A 19,238-nucleotide genomic window follows, 5' to 3' on the forward strand; every position below is an offset into this window, starting at 1 on the left:
GTCGGGACGACAGGATTTGAACCTGCGACCCCTTGACCCCCAGTCAAGTGCGCTACCAAGCTGCGCCACGTCCCGCTGCGTCTCGCGCGGGTGAACCGCGTGATCACGCAGGTCAACCCTACCGCACCCGGGGAGGGGCCTCAGCCTCGCGGCCCTCGTGGTGACCCTGGCCGATCTGGGTCCCGGTCCGGCCGGCGAGGCCCACGGTCGAGACGGCGACGGCGAGGACGGCCCACCAGGGGATCTCCGCCTTGGTCGCATGGCCGGCACAGGCCGCGACGGCCAGGAGTGCCGGGACGGCACCCCCGATCAGTCCGGCACGCCGGACGGGTCGTTGCCGCGTCTCGTCCACGTCGTGATCCCCCTTCACCTGCGCGATCGCGCGCCCTGGGGAGCTCAGCTCCCGGGCATATGCCGCAAACAATACGCGAAGTCGAAGGCAACTCCCTACCAGGGCATACGGGTTGAGACGGACACCAGGCGATGTGCCCCTTATCGCCTGATGTCCGTCAACGGCCCCGTGGCCCGCTCCCCCGGTCAGTGCGCGCCGATCAGCGCCCGGCCCGTGCTGTCCCCGGCCGGCCGGCGCGCACCGCGTATCGCGGCCAGGCCGATGAAGACCATGGAGGACACGCCCGCCGGCGCGAAGGCGGTGAAGCCCCGGTCGCCCTGGTTCGCGGCGAGCAACTGGCCGCCGAGCCACGGCCCGAAGACGGCCCCGAAGCGGCCCATGCCGGAGGTCCAGCCGACGGCGGTGGCGCGGCTCTGAGGGGCCGAGCGGATGGAGACGGTCGCGTAGATCATGGTCTGGGCGCTGTTGAGGAAGACGCCGGCGGCCGTCAGCGCGAACCAGATCGCCGAGCTGCGCGGGGCGCCGAACCTGTCGGCGGCCCGTCCCGCGACCAGCATGCCGACGATGCCGCCGAGGTTGAACAGGACGACGAAGGTGAGGGCGGAGCCGAGTTCGTAGCCCTCGCCGCGCATCAGGGTGGGCAGCCAGGTGGCGACGCCGTAGACGAGGAGCAGGCCGCCGAAGGACGCGGCCCAGTAGAGCAGGGTCTGGATCCACTCGCCGCCGCGGAACAGGTGGGCCAGTGAGGCCCAGCGGGAGGGGGCGGGTGCGGCGTCTCCCGTCTTCGCCGCGGGGAGTTCGACGTCGTAGCGGCTCGCCAGTGCGTGCGCCTCCTCGGTGCGGCCCTTGGCGAGCAGGAAGCCGAGCGACTCGGGCAGGAACTTCGCGAGCACCGGCACGAAGAGCAGCGGGGCGACGCAGACCCAGAACGCGGCGCGCCGGCCGTGCGGCTCGACGACCCACAGGGCCACGTAGGCGGACAGGATGCCGCCGGTGTGGTGAGCCGTCATCAGCAGGCCGATGGTGAGGGCCCCGCGGCCGCGCGGGGCGTAGTCGGAGACCATACTGATCGCGGTGGGCAGCAGGCCTCCGAGACCGATGCCGGCCAGGGTGCGGCCGAGGCCGAACACCGCGACGCCGTTGGCGATCGCGCACAGGCCGGAGGCCAGTGAAAAGAGGGTGACGCAGCCGACCATCAGCTTCTTGCGGCCGATCCGGTCGGCGACCGTGCCCGCGGTGAGGGCGCCGACCAGCATGCCGAAGGTGGCGTAGCCGCCGAGGTCTCCGGCCTGGTCCGGGGTGATGCCGAGGGCCTGCTCCGCCAGCATGTGGGGCAGTACCGAGCCGTAGATGAACATGTCGAGGCCGTCGAAGAGGACGGTGTCCCGTGTGTGTGGAAGGACTCGATGGTCTTCAGCCCCCAGGCCTGGCCCTTGGCGCGCTCCGCCTCGGTCCAAATGATCAACGGCCAGTCGGGGGCCAGCACCAGGCGGGTGAGCGGGTTGCACAGTTCCACGCGGTTACCGCCGGGCTCGTAGACGTACAGGAAGAACGTCTGCTGGATGGCGTGCTTGTGCGGGCCCGTCTCGATGAACACGCCGGTGTCGATGGCGAGATCGGCGGCACGCAGGATGTCCTCGCGGGTGTCGGTGGCGAAGGCGATGTGGTGCAGGCGCCCCGTCGAGCCGGTCCATGAGCCGCTCCAGCAGTTCCACGGCCGTCCGCTGGCCGGAGAACTCCCGGACGCGGGCGTGCAGTTCGTGGTTGAGGTCCGAGTAGGTGACCGGCTCGCCGTCTGCCACGGCCTTGGTCATCGCCGTGCCGAGGACCGTCAGTTCGGCCAGTTGCTCATCGCTCGCCGCCACGGCCGCCTTCGCCGCGCACAGCCCTTCCAGGGCCATGCGGCACTCGGTGATGGCGACCGCTTCCTCCACGGTCACCACCCGCACCCGCGAACCGCGGTTGCGGATCCGCTCGACCAGTCCCTGGGCCTCCAGATCGATGAGTGCCGCCCGGATGCTGGCCCTCGTCACACCGAACTGCTCGGCGAGTTCGTTCTCCACCAGCCGCTGCGCCGGTGCCATCTCGCCGCGCAGGATCGCCTGCCGCAGCTGCGCGAGCGCGTGCTGCTCGGCCTGCTCTCCGGTGCTCGGACGGGCAGGGCTCATCCAGGGCTTATTCAGGGCTCATTCAGGGAGGGCTTCGGCGAGTACGGTCGCCAGGGTGAATCTCGTGATGTCGGCGAGATAGCCGTAGTCGAGCGTGTCCGGAGCGTCGGAGGTCCGGTGGTAGTGGGGGTTCCCCTCCCCTTCGTACGCGCCGATCGCCACGTCTCCCCGCGCTTCGAACGGCATGTAGTCACTGGCGAAGATGGGGCCGAGCCGCACCGGCAGCGCCGTGTGGTCCGCCGCCGCCTGCGCCATGACCGCGCCGAAGGCGTGCGAGGCCGCGTCGTTGCCCGGCACGGCGTTCCCCAGGTCTCGCTCCACCGTCACGGTGCCGTCCGTCGGAGGTCTGCCCACCATGTCCAGGTTCACCACCCGGCAGGCCGAGGTCCCCTCGGCCTGGAGCGCCGCCGCGTACGCCGTGGCCCCCCACAGTCCCTGCTCCTCGCCGGAGAAGGCCACGAACCTGACCGTGCCGGCCAGGGCGACCGGGGCGAGCAGGCGGGCGATCTCGAGGATCGCGGCCACCCCGCTGGCGTTGTCGTCCGCGCCCGGCGCTCGGGCCGTGGCGTCGCCCGGGTCCTGCATGCGGCAGTCGTAGTGGGCGCACAGGATGATGACGGGCTCTTCGGCCGCCGTGCCGGGCTTGGTGCAGATCACGTTGTCGGCGCTGTGACCGGCGTTGGCCCAGGTGCGTCTGGTCACCTCCGGGTATCCCGCCGCCGACAGCCGGCCGGATACCTCGTCGGCCGCCGGTCCGATGAACGGCGAGAAGGTGTGCCGCGTCGGGAAGTTCGCCAGTGCCTCCACGGTGTCGCGCAGCGCATCCGCCGATACCGACGCCACGAGCGGGGCGATCGACTCGTCCGCCCGCTTGCCCGCCACCCCGCGTTCCGCCGGCACGAAGGGTTCGGCGGGGCTGGGCGGGTGGCCCTTGAGCGGTGGCGCGAGGGGCAGGCCCTCGAGTACGTCGCGGTCCATCTTCTGCCTCCTCAGCCGGTGTGGAGGTCGGGCCGGCAGTAGGCACAGCCGTTGTAGCCGCGGGCGAACGCGTCCTCGGCGCGCAGGAACGGCACCTTGCTGCCGGCGCCGAGCCTGGACCAGTGCGGGCAGGTGGAGACGTGCAGTTCGCCGCTGCGCGGGTTGCCGAAGAAGAAGTCCTCCAGTTCCTTCACGGCCGTGATCTGGATGGTCATCCGCCCCGCGATCAGCCCGTCCTGGTACTGGGTGGCCACGAACGGATAGAGCCGGAGGTGCTCCGCGTTCTGGGAGAAGTCGATGGTGATGTCGGCCGCCACCCGGTCGTCGGGCGCCAGCGTGAACCCGTCGACGACGGCCGTCCCGCCTCCGGGAATCTCCAGCGTGGAGCGCACGGCGCCCGTCTCGGTCACGGTGCAGCCGGTCAGCTTCGCGTCCTGCGTGATGCGGGTCAGCGTGCGGATCGAGACCCGGGTGTCGTCCGGCAGGGCGGTCGCGTCGAGATGCCAGGAACCGGCGGTCTTGGCGAGGCCGCCGCGCAGCGTGATCGACATGTGTGTCTTGCCGCCCGGTGTGACCAGTTGGGGCGCCACGTTCCGCTGCGCCACGTTGTTGTCGAAGCGCACCAGGTGCCCGTGCGGCACCGGCCCGTTGAGGGTGGCGGTGATCGCGGGGTCGGGGGCTCCGTGCACGACGGCGACCAGGCATTCGTGGTCGGCGATCTGCGGGGTCCACACGAGCGGCCCCACCCGCACCGCCCCGCCCGCGGGGATCGGCTGGTCGATCACCACGGTGCCCAGCGACCGGAAGTGCGTCGGCCAGAGCATCCCCGTGCCCGGATCGCACCGGAACGCCTCCACCTGGAACGCCCCGCTCGCGGCCTCCTGGGTCCCTCGGTTGTGCACCCGCACATAGAGGAAATTGGGCCGGTCGTTGACGGGCGGCTCGTGGCCGAGCTCGGGATTGTCTCCCGTGGTGATGTCGTTGTTGCGGACCCAGATGTCCGGCGACTCCCAGAACGGGACACCGCTCGGCACTGTGCCGAGGTCGGCGGGGTTGTCCCCGATGTAGACGTCCACCGGCCGCGGCGCCCACAGTCCCTGGTTCACGAAGGCCTCGTCCATCACCTTGCTGTAGAGGCCGCCGGTGAGCGTCGAGTCGGCCGTGATGCAGCCCCTGGCCATGCTCACGGCATGGCCGCGCCCCGAGGAGGTGTCGTCCGGCACGATGAGCAGCATCTCCAGCATCGTCCTGTTGATCGCGTCGGCCGCCGCGATCCGTACGGCGGGATCGGGCGAGTCGCCTCCCATGCCCAGGTAGCACCGCCACAGTGCGGTGCCGAGCATCGAGTTGCGCAGGTTGACGCCGAAGCCGTTGAACGCCGGGGCGTCGAAGCGCTGGGGGACGTCGAGCCGTCGTTCGGTGCTCCACCGGTCGGTCGCGTTGTTGTCGAAGGGGAACGTCTCGGTGCGCCGGTGCCCGCCGGGGTTGAACCGGTCGCGGTAGATCGCGGGCAGCGCGTCGCAGACGCTGTGCTCGTACGAGCCGGAGCCGCCGTGCTGGGCGTCGAGCCAGTCGAACACGCCGTGGGTGTACTCGTGGCCGATGACGCCGAGGTCACCCGCGTCGGGGGCGCCGCCCTCGCCGAAGCGGATCCGCGGAGGTGTCAGCGTGCCGTGCCACTCGCTCTGGTCCTGGCCGTCATAGGCCTGGGCGTCGACCTCGACCTTGGCCATGTTGGTGTTGAGCGTCGTGTTGCCCAGGGTGCGCAGATAGCGCGCGAAGGAGTCGAGCCAGTAGTAGGCGTTGGCGCTCAGGAAGGCACGGTCGGCGGGGTAGGGCCGGTAGCTGAAGTCCGGCGACGTCTCCTCCGGCTGGGGGAAGGCCGGGGTGTCCCAGTCGGTGCACCGGAACCAGTCCCCGTCGAGCCGGAATCTGCCCCCGGCGGCCGGAGCGACCTCCGCCTGGACGTCCCGGCAGGAGGTGTCGAGGGTGGCCGCGCTGGAACCGCCGTGCACGGTGGCGTCGTCGGACGCGGTGACGGGGTCGGGCATGAAGACTCTGAGGCCGGCCGTCACGTATTTCCCCGCCAGGGCGAGCCAGAGCAGTTTGCCGGAGACGGCGTCCATGACGACCCGGAAATGTTCGAAGGGGCCCGTGGTCTCGACGAGCAGATCGTGGACGAGATGGAGGGCGTCGTCGGGCTTCTGCCCCTTTTTCAGCAAGGCGACCGTCGCGCTGGGATAGTCGCTCTCCGGCAACGGGGGCCTGGCCGTGTCCCGCAGGTACACCAGCTCGTCCCTGACGATTCCGGCGGATGCGAAATCGCCCTGGAACGGCGCGAGGGCGTTTTTCCGCACGGCGTCGAGCGGCCGGGCCGTACCGGGGTCGGGGGCACCCGTGACATCGACCTCCGCCGTGTGGTCGACCTGGATGACGGCGGCCTGGTTCACATCGGCCACGGCCTGGACGGTGGCGCCCACGATCGGCAGGTCGTGGTGGAACTGCTGGTAGCGCACGCGCAGGGTGGCCGCGCCCTCGGCGGAGTCCACCTCGCGCAGGTCGATGCGCCCGGTCCTGAGGTCCTGGGAGCGCGCCTTCATGAAACGGTCGATGGCCTTGCGAGCCGTCGGCGCGCGGGTCAGGGTCGCCCCGGGATCCACGTAGGTCCGCAGAACACCGTCGGCGTCCGCGTGTTCGCCCACACCCGGAACCATTCTCAGCGGCTTGTGGGCCTCCGGGCCCGGCATGTTCCTCTGCTGTCCGGAGTGGTGCGCATTCATGAGATGCCTCCTCCAGCGAATCTGGAGGGAAAGAGAAGAAGACGCCAAGCCGCCTTGGCACTCTCGGATTTGGGGGTGTCGGGATAAATTCTAGTCCCGCCTGTCAGGGCCGGCGACTCGGGAAATCCCGCCGGAATCAGCCTCGTTGAAAACGAAACGTCGTTCCCCGGACTTCCAGCGTCGGCGTCGCCAGGTGCACGCGCCCCTCTCCCCCGGGCCGTTCGAAACGGTCGAGGAGGAAGCGGGCGGCGCGGCGGCCTACCTCGTGGCCGGCGTTGTCGACGGTGGTGAGCCACAGATGGCGCAGCCGGGAGATGCTCGTGTTGTCGTAGCCGACGAGGGAGACGTCGCGCGGGACGCGCAGGCCGAGTTCCTCCGCCGCCGAGAGGGCGCCGACGCAGGTGATGTCGTTGACGGCGAAGACGGCCGTGGGCCGGTCGGGGCGGTTGAGGAGGCGGACGGCGGCGCGGTAGCCGCCCTCCTCGGTCATGTCGCCGGTCTCGATGACGGCCCGGTCCGCCAGGCCGTGCTCCCGCATCGTCGCCTCGAAGCTGCGGCGGCGCAGTTCGCCGACGGCTCCGTAGCCGGCGAGGTGTGCGATACGGCGGTGGCCGAGGCCGATGAGGTGCTCGGTGACCAGCCGGGCGCCCTTCTCGTCGTCGCCCGCGACCTGGTCCACCCCGGGCGGCACCGGCTCGCGGGCGCCCGCCAGGACGACCGGCATGCGCGCGGCGACCGCGCCAAGGGCGGCCGGGTCGGGCAGGGTGCCGACCACGACCAGCCCGTCGACGCGCAGGTCCAGCAGCGGGTCGGCCGGGTCCTGGCCGGTGCGGCGGTTGAGGCGCGCGTCGGCCAGGAGCATGTGCAGGCCGTGGGCGTGCAGCAGGGAGTTCAGGCCGTCGAGGAGGTCGACGAACCAAGGGTTGCGCAGATCGTTGAGGAGGACGCCGACCGTGCGGGTGCGCTGTTCGCTGAGACTGCGGGCGGCGGCGTTGGGCCGGTAGCCGAGCTCCCGGGCGGCCCGGAGCACGGCTTCCCGCTTCTCGGGGCGCACCTGGTCGGAGCCGCGCAGCACCAGGGAGACCAGCGACTTGGAGACGCCGGCCCGTTCGGCCACGTCACGGATCGTCGGCGGTCTCATGGGATGGACCGTTCCATGTGGGTCCAGGGCTTGTCAAAGGCTTGACAGCTACGGGAAACCGCGCTCAGGGTGGCCTGGACAGGTTCTGGAACGGTCCAAAGAGGGGCTCTCATGGTGGACACGCTCGGCGTCGCCGTCATCGGATTCGGCTGGATGGGGCGGGTGCACACCCAGGCGTACGCGCGTGTGCGGCACCACTATCCGCGGCTGCCCCTCGTCCCGGAGCTGGTGACGGTCGCCGAGGAGGTGCCGGGCCGGGCGGAGGAGGCCGCCGCGCAGTTCGGGTTCGCCTCGACGACGCGTGACTGGCGCGAGGTGGTCGCCGACCCGCGGGTCAAGGCCGTCAGCATCACCGCGCCGAACTTCCTGCACCGCGAGATCGGCGTCGCCATGGCCGAGGCGGGCAAGCACATCTGGATCGAGAAGCCGGTGGGTCTGACCGCCGAGGACGCCGGTGCGGTGGCGGACGCGGTGGCCAAGGCGGGCGTGCAGGGCACCGTCGGCTTCAACTACCGCAACGCGCCCGCCGTCGAAGCGGCCCGCGAGCTGATCGCCTCCGGGGAGATCGGCTCGGTCACCCATGTCCGCATCCGGCTGTTCAGCGACTACGCGGCTCATCCCGAGGGTGCGCTGACCTGGCGGTACGAGCGGGAGCGGGGCGGCAGCGGGGTGCTGGGCGACCTGGCCTCGCACGGCACCGACCTGGCCCGGCATCTGCTCGGTGACATCACGTCCCTCACCGCCGACACCGCGATCTTCCTGCCGGAGCGGGCCCGCCCGACCGGCGCCACGGCCGGCCACAGCCGCGCCTCCGGAGGGGAAATCGGCCCCGTCGAGAACGAGGACTACGTGAGCTGCCTGCTGCGCTTCGCCTCCGGGGCGCGCGGTGTCCTGGAGGCCTGCCGGGTCTCGGTCGGCGAGCAGAACAACTACGGCTTCGAGGTGCACGGCACGAAGGGCGCGGTGTTCTGGGACTTTCGCCGCATGAACGAACTGGGCATCAGCCGCGGCACCACGTACCAGGACCAGTCCGTCACCACGGTGTACGTCGGCCCGGGCCACGGGGAGTTCGCCGCGTTCCAGCCGGGTGCGGCGAACTCGATGGGGTACGACGACCTGAAGGTCATCGAGGCGTCCCGCTTCCTTCGCTCGGTCGCGGAGGGCACCCCGCACGGGGCGACGCTCACGGACGCCGTGCACAGTGCGGCCGCGCTGGACGCGATGGCGCGGTCGGCGGCCAGTGGTGCGTGGGCGGACGTGTCCGCGGGGGCATGACGCTTCAGGCCTGCTTCTGGAGGCGGCGGCCGAGGAGGAACCTCACCGGGACGAGGACGAGCCACAGCCACATGGCGTGCGACCCCACCACCAGGGCCAGCGGGACGGTCGCGGCGAACACCACCACCATGGTGGCGCTGTCGACGAGGTAGAGCGTGGTACCGGCCTCGGAGGGGGTGTCGTCGCGGAGCCAGGGGCGTTTGGCCAGGAGGGCGGCCAGCGCCAGGTGGCTCGCGCCCAGTGCGGCGACCGCCGCCGCGTAGACGGCGACCGAGACGGGCTCGTCGCCGTACTCCGCGAGCAGCCTGGTCGGGAAGGGCACCAGGGCCGCGACGCCCAGTCCGGCGATGGACAGGGTGATCACCTGTCCGTCGATCTCCCGCACATCACGGAAGATCCTGCGATGGTCGTGCCAGAAGCTGCCGAGCACCGTGACGCTGAGCGCGTAGGCCCCGAGGTCCGGTAGCAGCCGGCGCAGGGCCTGGTCGTACTGGGCCGCGTCCAGTCCCCGCGGTACGTAGAGGTCCAGGACGAGCAGCGTGACGGCGATGGCGAACACGCCGTCGGCGAGCGTCAGCAACCGGCCGGGCCCGCCGTCCGGGCGCGATGTCCACATGGGCACGACCGTAAGGCACCCCGCCTCACACACCCGCGGCCTGCGGCGGCATGTTGTACGGCGTCACCACCTGGATCGCGGACGGCAGGGTCGGTCCCGCAGGCGGCAGCGCGTCGTGCGCCCGCATGACCGTGTGGCAGGCCTCGCGTACGTCCTGGCGCAGGTCGTGGTGGAGCACGGCGGACAGGCGGTGCTCGCGCAGCAGCCGGGTGTTGTCGTGGTCGAGGTCGTGCGCGACGAACACGGCGCACTCGCGGCCGAGGTCCTCGAACGCCCTGAGCGTGGCGATGTTGCCGCCGCCGATCGAGTAGACCGCGCGGATGTCCGGGTCGCGTTCCAGCGCGGCCCGGACGAGGTCGTACTGGGTGGCGTCGAGGCCCTGTCCCTCGGCGATCTCGACCAGCGTGCGCTCGGGGTGCCGGGCGCGCATCCCACCGCGGAAGCCCATCTCGCGCTCCTCCTCGTTGCGGAAGAAGCCGCTGCTGAGGCTGGTGAGGATGTTGCCCGGCCGGTCGCCTAGCCACTGTCCCATCAGATACGCGGCCGTCGCCCCCGCCGCCCGGTCGTCTATGCCGACATAGGCACGGCGGGCGCTGGCGGGCAGGTCGGTCACCAGGGTCACGACCGGGATGCCCGCGGCTTCGAGCCGGCCGACGGCCGCGGTGACCTCCGGGACGTCCGGGGCCTTGAGGATCACTCCCTGCGAGCCGCGCCGGGCGATCCGGTCCAGGGTCCGCACCAGTTCCCCGACCGGGCCTGTCTCGCGGAAGTGGAAGCGGGAGCGCAGCACCGCCGGGTGCAGGGACGGCAGCTCGGCCTCCAGTGCGGCGCGGATCGCCGTAGTGAAGCGCTCGGGTGCCTGCATCACGATGTCGACCATGAACGTCCGGCCGACGAGCCGGACCTGCGTGCGCTGCCGGTCCAGGTCCGCTATCGCGCGGCGCACCTCCCCCGCGGTGCTCTCCCGCACCCCGCCCCGGCCGTTGAGCACCCGGTCGACGGTCGCCTCGCTCAGTCCCGCCTGACGAGCGATCTCCCGGATCGGGAAGGGGTGGCCCATGCGCCGGCTCCTTGAGGGGTTTTTGATGGCTGCCTGCTGGTTGTTCGAGGGGTTTGTACTGACAAGAATGACAGGGCTGCGTCGCTCCGTGACCCCGAAGGGACGACGATGTCCTTCACTTCCGTACACCACCGTGCCTGGCTGTCCGAGCAGGACTGCGACCTCGACGCGTTCCGCGCGCTGGTCGAGCAGGCGACGGACCCCGCCGACTGTCCGCATGCCTCCGCCGTGGAGCGGAACGTGCCCGTCTACGACGCCGGTCTGCTCGAGGGCGACCGGGTGGTCCAGGCCGAGCTGTCCCGCGCGCTGGCCGACGGTCCCGGCATCGTCGTCTTCCGCGGTGCCTTTCCCGACCCGGGCGTCGTGGACCGGGCCACCGCCGTGTTCGAGGCGCTGATCGCCGAGCAGCGCGCCTCGGGCGCGACGGCCGGTGACCATTTCGCGAAGCCGGGCGCCAACGACCGGGTGTGGAACGCGCTGGAGAAGGCGGCCCTGTACGACGCGGAGACCTTCGCCGACTACTACGCCAACGAGGTGCTCGCGCTGGTCGCCACGGCCTGGCTGGGCCCGGGCTATCAGGTCACCTCCCAGCTCAACGTGGTCAACCCGGGCGGCGCCGCGCAGAGCGTGCACCGCGACTACCACCTGGGCTTCCTGTCGAACGAGGTCGCGGCCGCCTACCCCGCGCACGTGCACCGCCTCTCCCCCGTGCTGACCCTCCAGGGCGCGGTCGCGCACTGCGACATGCCGGTGGAGTCCGGGCCGACGATGTACCTGCCGCACTCGCAGAAGTACGAGCCGGGCTATCTCGCCTGGCGGCTCCCCGAGTTCCGGGCGTACTTCGAGGAACACCAGGTGCAGCTCCCGCTCGCGAAGGGCGACGCGGTCTTCTTCAACCCGGCCCTCTTCCACGCCGCCGGCACCAACCGCTCGGCGGGCATCCGGCGCATGGCCAACCTGCTGCAGGTGTCGTCCGCGTTCGGGCGCGCGATGGAGACGGTGGACCGGGAGGCCGTGACGAACGCGGTGTACCCGGCGCTGCTCGAGCGCCGGGCCGAGGGCGCCGACCAGGCATGGCTGGACCGGGTGATCGCGGCGAGCGCCGAAGGTTACCCCTTCCCCACCAACCTCGACAGCGACCCGCCGGTCGACGGTCTGGCCCCGCCCTCTCAGGCGGATCTCCTGCGGCGTGCGCTGCGCGAGGGGTGGACACCGGAGACGCTCCGCGCGGAGCTGCGGGCCGGAACCGAACGGCGAGAGAGCTGAGGAACTCTGTGGGACTTCTCGACGACAAGGTCGTTTTGGTCAACGGCGGCAGCCAGGGCGTCGGCGCCGCCGTCGCGCGGGCCGCGGTCCGCGAGGGGGCGGTCGTGGCCGTCACCGGGCGGCGCCCCGAGCCGGGCGAGGCCCTGGTGGAGGAGCTGATCGCCGCGGGCGGCAAGGCCCTGTACATACGGGCCGACCTGTCGGACGCCGAGCAGGCGAAGGCCTCCGTGGCCCGGGTCGTCCAGGCGTACGGCCGCGTCGACTGCCTCGTGAACTCCGCCGGGCTGACCTCCCGCGGGACGCTGCTGGACACCACGCCCGAGCTGTTCGACCAGCACATCGGGATCAACCTCAAGGGACCGTTCTTCGCCATGCAGGCGGCGGTCGCGGACATGGTGGCGCGCGAGGCACCCGGCACGGTCGTCAACATCATCACGTCGTCGGCACACGGCGGGCAGCCGTTTCTGGCGCCGTACGTCGCCGCGAAGGCGGGGCTGATCGGGCTGACCCGCAACGCCGCGCACGCGCACCGGTGGGACCGGGTCCGGATCAACGGGCTGAACATCGGCTGGACCGCGACGGAGGGCGAGGACGCGACGCAGCGGGCGTTCCACGGGGCCGGGGACGACTGGCGTGAGCAGGCCGCGGAGAAGTTGCCGATGGGCAAGCTGGGCCAGCCGGACGAGATCGCCGACTTCGTGGTCCTCCTGCTGTCGGATCGGTCCGGGGTGGTCACCGGGTCGATCATCGATTGGGATCAGAACGTGCTCGGTGGACTCGACTGAGGAACAGAGCGCGTAGCACCACCCCCCGTTCACACCTAGGAGCAATACCCATGCGTATCGGAATCCTCGGCCTCGGCCGTATCGGCGCCTTTCACGCCGAGACCCTCTCCGGGCTCGACGCCGTCGAGTCGCTCGTCGTCACCGACCCGTTCGCGGGTGCCGCCAAGGCCGCGGCCGAGCGGTTCGGCGCCGAGGTCGTGGACTCGCCCGAGGCCCTGCTGGCCGCCGGCGTGGACGGCATCGTCGTCGCGGCGGCGACCGACGCCCACCCGGCGCTGATCCTGGCCGGGGTCGAGGCGGGTGTCCCCGTCTTCTGCGAGAAGCCCGTCGCCAAGACCATGAGCGAGGGCGTCGAGGTGCTCAAGGCCGTCCAGGGCAGGGACGTGCCGATCCAGATCGGCTACAACCGCCGTTTCGACGCCGGGTTCGTCGCCGCGCGGGCCGCCGTCCAGGCCGGTGAGCTGGGCAAGCTGCACACCGTGCGGTCGACCACGCTGGACCCCGCGCCGCCGCCGGCCGCGTACATCGCCGCCTCCGGAGGCATCTTCCGCGACTGCTCGGTGCACGACTTCGACATCATCCGCTGGGTGACCGGCCGTGAGGTGACGGAGGTGTACGCCGTCGGCGGCAACCGCGGCGCCGACTACATCAAGGAGGCCGGCGACGCCGACACCACCGGCGCGATCCTCACCCTCGACGACGGCACGATCGCGGTGGTCTCCAACTCCCGCCACAACGCCCGTGGTCACGACGTCCGCATGGAGATCCACGGTTTCACGGACTCCATCGCCGTCGGCCTGGAGGACAAGCTGCCGCTGCGCTCGGTCGAGCCGGGCGTGACCTTCCCCGCGGGCACCCCGCACGACTTCTTCATGGACCGGTTCACCGAGGCCTACCGGGCCGAACTGACCGCGTTCACCGAGGTCGTCGCCGGCACCCGCCCCTCCCCCTGCACGATCGAGGACGCGCTGGAGGCGGGCTGGATCGCCGACGCGTGCACCCTGTCGCTGCGCGAGCACCGTCCCGTGACCATCGAGGAGGTACGGGCGGTCTGATGTTCCGCTCCGGGGGCGGGCCCCGGCACCCAGCGGCTCACGGAGCGCGCCAGACGTTGGCGAACGCCTCGTCCTCGATGGCCCGCCGGTGGCGGACGGCGCCCAGCTCCGTCACGGCGTCGACCACCGCGGCGAGCACGGCCTGGGACGCGTCGTCGGGCACGGGGAGGTCCTCGGGCACCTCGTCGCGCACTCCGACGGCCGCCGCGAGTGCGGCGAGCACCGGCTCGTCGGTCGTATGGCGGTGCCGGGCGCGCTGCCGGGCGGGGGACTCGGCCGGCGCCGGCCCGGTGCTGCGGCGGAAGGGGATCCAGGAGGCCCGGGGCCGTGAGACGACCCCCTCTTCCTCGAGGACGGTCGAGTACTCCTGGGCCAGTCCACGGCCCCTGCGCCACAGCCAGTCCTCGATCGGCTCGTACGGCTTGTCGCGCACGAGCGCCGTAGCGGCCTGCTCCAGCAGAGGGTCGTCGAGGGGCGGCGCCGGGCGGGGCAGGATGCGGTCGCCGTCCAGCGTCACCGCCTCGGCGCCGAGCAAGTCGATCACCTCGCCCCCGGCCAGCCCGAGCGACAGGTCGCCCTGCGTCACCTCTCGGCTCGTGGCCGCGTCCATCGCCACGATCATCAGGTCGCGTGCTGTACCCATCACCGCTCCCCTCGCAGGCACTGATCACGCTACGCCGCTGCCACCCGAGGGGCGACAAGGATCTTTGTACACACTGTCGAGGCACGAGCACCGTCCCGTGACGATCTAGGAGACATGCCAGGCATGAGCGAACCTGTCCGGGAACCACTGCGCATAGGACTGCTGGGAGCCGCGCGGATCACCGAACGCTCCCTGATCGACCCGGCCCGGGCGACCGGCCACCGCCTCGTCGCGGTGGCCGCCCGCGACCGTGCCCGCGCCGAGGCGTTCGCCGCCGGGCATGGTGTGGAGCGGGTGGCGGGGTCGTACGCCGAGCTGGTGGCCGATCCGGAGATCGACGTCGTCTACAACCCGCTCGCCAACGGCCTGCACGGCCCGTGGAACCTGGCCGCCCTCGCGGCGGGCAAGCACGTCCTGTCGGAGAAGCCGTCGGCGAGCAACACGGAGGAGGCGGCGGAGGTACGGCAGGCCGCCCAAGAGGCCGGGACGGTCTTCATGGAGGCCTTCCACTACCTCTTCCATCCCGTCACCCGCCGCCTGCACGAGCTGCTGGCATCGGGTGAACTCGGCGAACTGCGGCACGCCGAGGCCATGGTCGCCATCGCCGCACCGCCGGACACCGACCCGCGCTGGTCGCTGCCGCTGGCCGGCGGCGCCCTGATGGACCTGGGCTGCTACGGCCTGCACGCGCTGCGGATGCTGGCCCCTTGGGCGGGCGGCGCACCGCGTCCGGCCGGGGCCCGGGGCGGGGAGCGGGCGGGCGCGCCCGGGGTCGACGAGTGGCTGGACGCCGATCTGGAGTTCCCCGGCGGCGCGACGGGTTCCGCCCGCTGTCACATGGCGTACGACGGGCTGGACATGAGCATCCGGATCGTCGGCTCCCGGGGCGAGGCGACGGCCGCGAACTTCGTGCTGCCCCAGCTGGACGACCGGATCGTGGTCCGCACCCCGGAGGGCGAGCGCACGGAACGGCTCGGGACACGCTCGTCGTACACCTACCAGCTTGAGGCGTTCGCCGCCCGGGTTCGGGAGGGTGCTCCGCTGCCGCTGGACGCGGACGACGCGGTGACGACCATGGAGCTCATCGACGCCTTTTACCGGAAGGCCGGGTTCGATCCCCGGCCACGGACCAGGATCTGACGCACCCACGGAAACGCGGAATCACGAAAAGGAAAGAAAGAGAGAGGGCCCGGGGCGTGACCCCGGGCCCTTTCCACGCATACAGCGTTCACGCGTACAGCGCGGGTCTCTCCGCGAGTTCGACCTCGACCCGGCCGCCGTCCTCCAGCGCCCGTACACCCGCCTCGCACACGGCCGCCGCGGCATAGCCGTCCCAGACGCCCGGGCCGGTGACCTCGCCGCGCCGGGTGGCGTCGACCCAGGCCTGGATCTCGTGGTCGTAGGCCGTCTCGAAGCGTTCGGTGAAGTCCTGGGCGATGGTGCCGCCCCAGCGGCCGGCCATGTTGGTGACCAGGGCGTGGCCGTCGCCGATGCGGGCGGTGCCGCGTTCGCAGACCACCTCGGCCTGGACCTGGTAGCCGAAGCCGCAGTTGACGAAGATCTCCACGTCGGAGAGGGCGCCGCCGTCGGTCTCGAAGACGACGAACTGCGGATCGCGCAGCCCGTCGGGGGCGTTGGCGGAGGACGTCGGGCGCAGCACCGTGACGGCCGTGATCTCGTGGCCGAGCAGCCAGCGGGTCGCGTCGGCCTCGTGGGCGACGGAGTCGGTGACGAGCATGGTGCTGGTGAAGAAGGGCGGGCTGGCCGCGTTGCGGTGCCGGTTGTGCACCATCAGCGGGCGGCCGAGCTGGCCGGTTGCCAGCAGGGCCTTCAGCTTCGCGTACTCGGGGTCGTAGCGACGCATGAAGCCGACCTGGACCCGGCGGTGGCCGAGACGCGTTTCGGCTTCGAGGACGCGCAGGGCGGAGGCCGCGTCGGGGGTGAGCGGCTTCTCGCACAGAACGGGCAGATCGTGCTCGAAGGCGGCGAGGAGTGTGGCCTCGTGGGCCGGGCCCGGTGAGGCGATCAGGACGGCCTCGACGTCGGCCGACGCCATCGCGGCGGCCGGGTCCGTGTAGGCGGCGCAGCCGTCGACGCGGGCGGCGACGGCTTTCGCGCGCTCCGCGTCGACGTCCACGACGGCTGTCACCCGTGCCCCGCTGGTGACTTCATGGATGCGGCGCACATGGTCGGCGCCCATCCTTCCGGTACCGATGACCGCGACTCCAAGGGTGGTGGCGCGCTCAGTCATGGCCGTCCTTTCGGGTCGTCAGGCGCCGCAGGACCTCAGGAACTTACGGGTGCGCACCGCGATCGGCAGCGGCTTGTCCGGCTCGCAGGGGTACATGTCCTGCTCGACGATGGCGAAGAGGTCCACGCCGAGCTTCTGCGCGGCCGTCAGGACCGGGCCCAGCTCGGGGACACCGGCGGGCGGTTCGCACATCACACCGCGCGCCACCGCGGGGCCGAACGGCACCTCGTTCTTCACCACGTCGGCGAGGATCTCCGGGTCGACCTGCTTGAGGTGGAGGTAGCCGATGCGCTCGCCGTACGTCTCGATCAGCTTGACGCTGTCGCCGCCGCAGTAGGCGTAGTGCCCGGTGTCCAGGCAGAGGTTGACCGCGTCGGAGTCGGTCGAGTCGAGGAACTGCTCGACGTGCTCCTCGGTGTCGATGTGGGTGTCGGCGTGCGGGTGGACGACGATGTCCAGGCCGTACTTGTCCTTCACCTCGCGGCCGAGGCGCTCCATGCCCGTGGTGAGGTTGCGCCACTGCTCGGTGGTGAGCTCCGGGGACTCCAGGATCTCGGCGGTCTTGTCGTCGCGCCAGAAGGACGGGATGACGACGAGGTGCTCGGCGTTCATCGCCTGGGTGAGCGCGGCCACGTTGCTGACCTGCTCCCAGGTGGACTCCCACTCGGAAGGGCCGCGGTGCAGACCGCAGAAGATGGTGCCGGCGGAGACCTTCAGGTTCCGCTTGGTCACCTCGTCGGTGAGCCGGGCCGGGTCGGTCGGCAGGTAGCCGTACGGGCCGAGTTCGATCCACGAGTAGCCGGCTTCGGCGACCTCGTCGAGGAAGCGTACCCAGGGCACCTGCTGGGGGTCGTCGGGGAACCAGACGCCCCAGGAGTCGGGGGCGGAGCCGACCCGGATGCGGTCGAGCGCGAGGGCCATGTCAGGACTTTCCTTCCGAAGACGTGGCTACGGGGGCGGTGAGGTCTCCCGCCTCGGGGAGCTCTTCGACGTCGACGCCGCGTACCTGCGCCAACTCGTGCTTGAGGGAGGCCAGTTCGGTACCGCCGGCCATGTGGTTGGTCAGCTCCTCGAGGCTGACCTCGCTGCGGGAGGCGGACAGTTCCATGGTGCCGAGGCGCAGCACGCTGAAGTGGTCGCCGACCATGTAGGCGTGGTGCGGGTTGTGGGTGATGAAGATGACGCCGAGGCCCTTCTCGCGGGCGGCGGCGATGTACTTCAGCACGACACCGGACTGCTTGACGCCGAGGGCGGCGGTCGGCTCGTCGAGGATCAGGACGCGGGCGCCGAAGTAGACGGCGCGGGCGATGGCCACGCACTGGCGCTGGCCGCCGGAGAGCGTCCCGATGGGCTGCTCCATGTCGTCCAGGACGATGCCCATGTTGCGCAGCTCTTCGTCCGCGGTCTTCTTCATCTTCTCGATGTCGAGACGGCGGACCGGCCAGGGGCCCTTGGTCATCTCGGAGCCGAGGAAGAAGTTGCGCCACACCGGCATCAGCGGGACGACCGCGAGGTCCTGGTACACCGTGGCGATGCCCTTGTCGAGGGCCTCACGCGGGGTGGAGAAGCGCACCGGTGCGCCGTCGACGAGGAACTGGCCCTCGGTGTGCTGGTGCAGCCCGGAGATGATCTTGATGAGGGTGGACTTGCCGGCGCCGTTGTCGCCGAGGACGCAGGTCACCTTGCCGGGGTGGACGGTGAGATCGACGCCGTGCAGGGCGCGGATGTTGCCGTAGGACTTGCCGGCGCCCTTGAGTTCGACGAGAGCGGCGTCCTGGGTGGCGGCCTCGTCGGTGGCGGTTGCTTCGCTGGTCATTGCGGTCACCTCCGGGTCGCCGTGCGCTGGACCCACAGATTGATGAGGACGGCGCCGAGGAGCATCACGCCGAGGAAGGCCTTGAACCAGTCGGGGTTCCAGCCGGCGTAGACGATGCCCTGCTGCACCATGCCGAACATGAAGGCGCCGAAGACCGGGCCGATCGCGGAGCCGTAGCCACCGGTGAGCAGACAGCCGCCGATGACGGCGGCGGCGATGTAGATGAGCTCCTGGCCCACGCCCTCGCCGGACTGCACGGTGTTGAACGAGAAGAGCTGGTGCATGCCGACGAACCAGGCGCCGAAGCCGACCAGCATGAACAGGGAGATCTTGGTGAAGGTCACCGGGACGCCGACGGCCCGGGCGGAATGCTTGTTGCCGCCGACCGCGAAGATCCAGTTGCCGTACTTGGTGCGCAGCAGCACCCAGGTGGCCAGGGCCGCGAAGACCAGCCACCACACCACGGTGATCTTGACGTTGACCCCGCCGACGTTGAAGGTCGACGCGAAGAGCTTCTGCGCCTGGGCGAAGCCGTCCATGTCGCTGATGTCGTCGGTGGCCACGTTCTCGGTGACCAGCTTGGTGACGGCGAGGTTCACGCCCTGCAGGATCAGGAAGGTGCCCAGGGTGACCAGGAAGCTCGGCAAGCCGGTCTTGACCAGCAGCCAGCCGTTGAACGCGCCGATCGCGAGCGACACGAGCAGGGCGACGATCACGCCCACCCAGACGTTCAGGGTCAGTTGGTAGCTGAGCATCGACGCGGTCAGCGCCGAGGTGATCACGGCGACACCGGCCGACAGGTCGAACTCGCCGCCGATCATCAGCAGCGCCACGGGCAGCGCCATGATCCCGATGGTCGACGACTGGTACAGGATGTTGGCCATCGAGCTGCCGTCGCGCACCGGCGGCGCCGTGAACAGGAAGAACACGAGCACGGCGACGGCGCCGAGGAAGACGCCGACCTCGGGCCGGGCGAGCAGCCGCAGCGCCAGCGGGCGCTGCCGCGTCCGGCCGTCGGACTGCTTCCGGCCGGGGGCCGGCGGTGTGTCCAC

At 71.1% G+C, this 19,238-nt stretch carries 17 protein-coding genes, 1 tRNA gene and 2 pseudogenes; 5 read left to right on the forward strand and 15 right to left on the reverse strand.

Translation table 11 applies throughout. The features are described from left to right. Position 1 precedes the first annotated feature (1 nt). The 8 genes and pseudogenes from ACFTZL_RS21410 to ACFTZL_RS21445 form a co-directional block, all read right to left on the reverse strand. Positions 2-75 (reverse strand) — tRNA-Pro (locus ACFTZL_RS21410). A 43-nt stretch (positions 76-118) separates the two neighbouring features. Beyond that, positions 119-352, reverse strand: a complete 234-nt coding sequence (locus tag ACFTZL_RS21415; protein WP_382585023.1) for a hypothetical protein — start codon at positions 350-352, stop codon at positions 119-121. A 185-nt stretch (positions 353-537) separates the two neighbouring features. After that, a complete protein-coding gene (locus tag ACFTZL_RS21420) occupies positions 538-1,776 on the reverse strand; it encodes an MFS transporter (RefSeq protein WP_382585067.1) in 1,239 nt (412 codons plus the stop codon). 143 nt (positions 1,777-1,919) lie between these two features. After that, a pseudogene (locus ACFTZL_RS21425) lies at positions 1,920-2,030 on the reverse strand (catechol 2,3-dioxygenase); the annotation flags it as partial. Then, positions 2,008-2,520 (reverse strand): annotated as a pseudogene (locus ACFTZL_RS21430) (GntR family transcriptional regulator); the annotation flags it as partial. The pseudogenes ACFTZL_RS21430 and ACFTZL_RS21425, both read right to left, overlap by 23 nt. A gap of 18 nt (positions 2,521-2,538) precedes the next feature. Next, positions 2,539-3,498 (reverse strand): M28 family metallopeptidase, encoded by a 960-nt coding sequence (locus ACFTZL_RS21435; RefSeq protein WP_382585026.1) that lies wholly within the window; start codon positions 3,496-3,498, stop codon positions 2,539-2,541. A gap of 11 nt (positions 3,499-3,509) precedes the next feature. Next, on the reverse strand, positions 3,510-6,278 hold the full coding sequence (locus ACFTZL_RS21440; RefSeq protein WP_382585029.1) for a hypothetical protein: 2,769 nt from the start codon (positions 6,276-6,278) through the stop codon (positions 3,510-3,512). Positions 6,279-6,414: 136 nt separating this feature from the next. Then, positions 6,415-7,419: a LacI family DNA-binding transcriptional regulator gene (locus ACFTZL_RS21445; RefSeq protein WP_382585031.1), complete on the reverse strand. Its 1,005-nt coding sequence runs from the start codon at positions 7,417-7,419 to the stop codon at positions 6,415-6,417. 111 nt (positions 7,420-7,530) lie between these two features. Between ACFTZL_RS21445 and ACFTZL_RS21450 the strand changes: the two genes are divergently transcribed. Further along, positions 7,531-8,694 carry a Gfo/Idh/MocA family protein gene (locus ACFTZL_RS21450; protein ID WP_382585034.1) on the forward strand — a complete coding sequence of 388 codons (1,164 nt, stop codon included), beginning with the start codon at positions 7,531-7,533 and terminating at the stop codon, positions 8,692-8,694. Between the two features lie 4 nt (positions 8,695-8,698). Here ACFTZL_RS21450 and ACFTZL_RS21455 read toward each other — a convergent pair whose 3' ends face one another. Further along, positions 8,699-9,310: a TMEM175 family protein gene (locus tag ACFTZL_RS21455; protein WP_382585037.1), complete on the reverse strand. Its 612-nt coding sequence runs from the start codon at positions 9,308-9,310 to the stop codon at positions 8,699-8,701. Positions 9,311-9,335: 25 nt separating this feature from the next. Next, a complete protein-coding gene (locus tag ACFTZL_RS21460; RefSeq protein WP_382585040.1) occupies positions 9,336-10,370 on the reverse strand; it encodes a LacI family DNA-binding transcriptional regulator in 1,035 nt (344 codons plus the stop codon). A 108-nt stretch (positions 10,371-10,478) separates the two neighbouring features. Between ACFTZL_RS21460 and ACFTZL_RS21465 the strand changes: the two genes are divergently transcribed. Genes ACFTZL_RS21465 through ACFTZL_RS21475 form a run of 3 tightly spaced genes read left to right on the forward strand, consistent with a single transcriptional unit; the run spans position 10,479 to position 13,476 of the window. Continuing rightward, complete coding sequence (locus ACFTZL_RS21465) at positions 10,479-11,636, forward strand: phytanoyl-CoA dioxygenase family protein (RefSeq protein WP_382585043.1); 1,158 nt, start codon at positions 10,479-10,481, stop codon at positions 11,634-11,636. An 8-nt stretch (positions 11,637-11,644) separates the two neighbouring features. Beyond that, positions 11,645-12,421, forward strand: coding sequence for an SDR family oxidoreductase (locus ACFTZL_RS21470; protein WP_382585046.1), 777 nt, complete (start codon positions 11,645-11,647; stop codon positions 12,419-12,421). A gap of 50 nt (positions 12,422-12,471) precedes the next feature. Further along, positions 12,472-13,476, forward strand: a complete 1,005-nt coding sequence (locus tag ACFTZL_RS21475) for a Gfo/Idh/MocA family oxidoreductase (protein WP_382585049.1) — start codon at positions 12,472-12,474, stop codon at positions 13,474-13,476. Between the two features lie 37 nt (positions 13,477-13,513). Here the strand turns inward: ACFTZL_RS21475 and ACFTZL_RS21480 are convergent, their stop codons facing one another. Beyond that, positions 13,514-14,119, reverse strand: a complete 606-nt coding sequence (locus tag ACFTZL_RS21480) for a GPP34 family phosphoprotein (protein WP_382585051.1) — start codon at positions 14,117-14,119, stop codon at positions 13,514-13,516. Between the two features lie 123 nt (positions 14,120-14,242). Here ACFTZL_RS21480 and ACFTZL_RS21485 point away from each other — a divergent pair, with 123 nt between their 5' ends. Then, positions 14,243-15,259: a Gfo/Idh/MocA family protein gene (locus ACFTZL_RS21485; protein WP_382585054.1), complete on the forward strand. Its 1,017-nt coding sequence runs from the start codon at positions 14,243-14,245 to the stop codon at positions 15,257-15,259. Between the two features lie 88 nt (positions 15,260-15,347). Here the strand turns inward: ACFTZL_RS21485 and ACFTZL_RS21490 are convergent, their stop codons facing one another. The 4 genes from ACFTZL_RS21490 to ACFTZL_RS21505 all read right to left on the reverse strand — a co-directional run. Continuing rightward, complete coding sequence (locus ACFTZL_RS21490) at positions 15,348-16,370, reverse strand: Gfo/Idh/MocA family protein (RefSeq protein WP_382585056.1); 1,023 nt, start codon at positions 16,368-16,370, stop codon at positions 15,348-15,350. Positions 16,371-16,388: 18 nt separating this feature from the next. After that, the gene (locus ACFTZL_RS21495; protein ID WP_382585058.1) at positions 16,389-17,291 is read right to left on the reverse strand and encodes a sugar phosphate isomerase/epimerase family protein; all 903 of its coding nucleotides are present in this window, start codon (positions 17,289-17,291) and stop codon (positions 16,389-16,391) included. Position 17,292: 1 nt separating this feature from the next. Then, positions 17,293-18,186, reverse strand: coding sequence for an ATP-binding cassette domain-containing protein (locus ACFTZL_RS21500; RefSeq protein ID WP_382585061.1), 894 nt, complete (start codon positions 18,184-18,186; stop codon positions 17,293-17,295). Between the two features lie 5 nt (positions 18,187-18,191). Then, positions 18,192-19,238, reverse strand: a 1,047-nt coding sequence (locus ACFTZL_RS21505; RefSeq protein ID WP_382585064.1) for an ABC transporter permease, incomplete at its 5' end; no start/stop codon positions are given.

It is taken from the genome of Streptomyces sp. NPDC056948, from assembly GCF_042674225.1.
GTDB lineage: Bacteria > Actinomycetota > Actinomycetes > Streptomycetales > Streptomycetaceae > Streptomyces > Streptomyces purpurascens.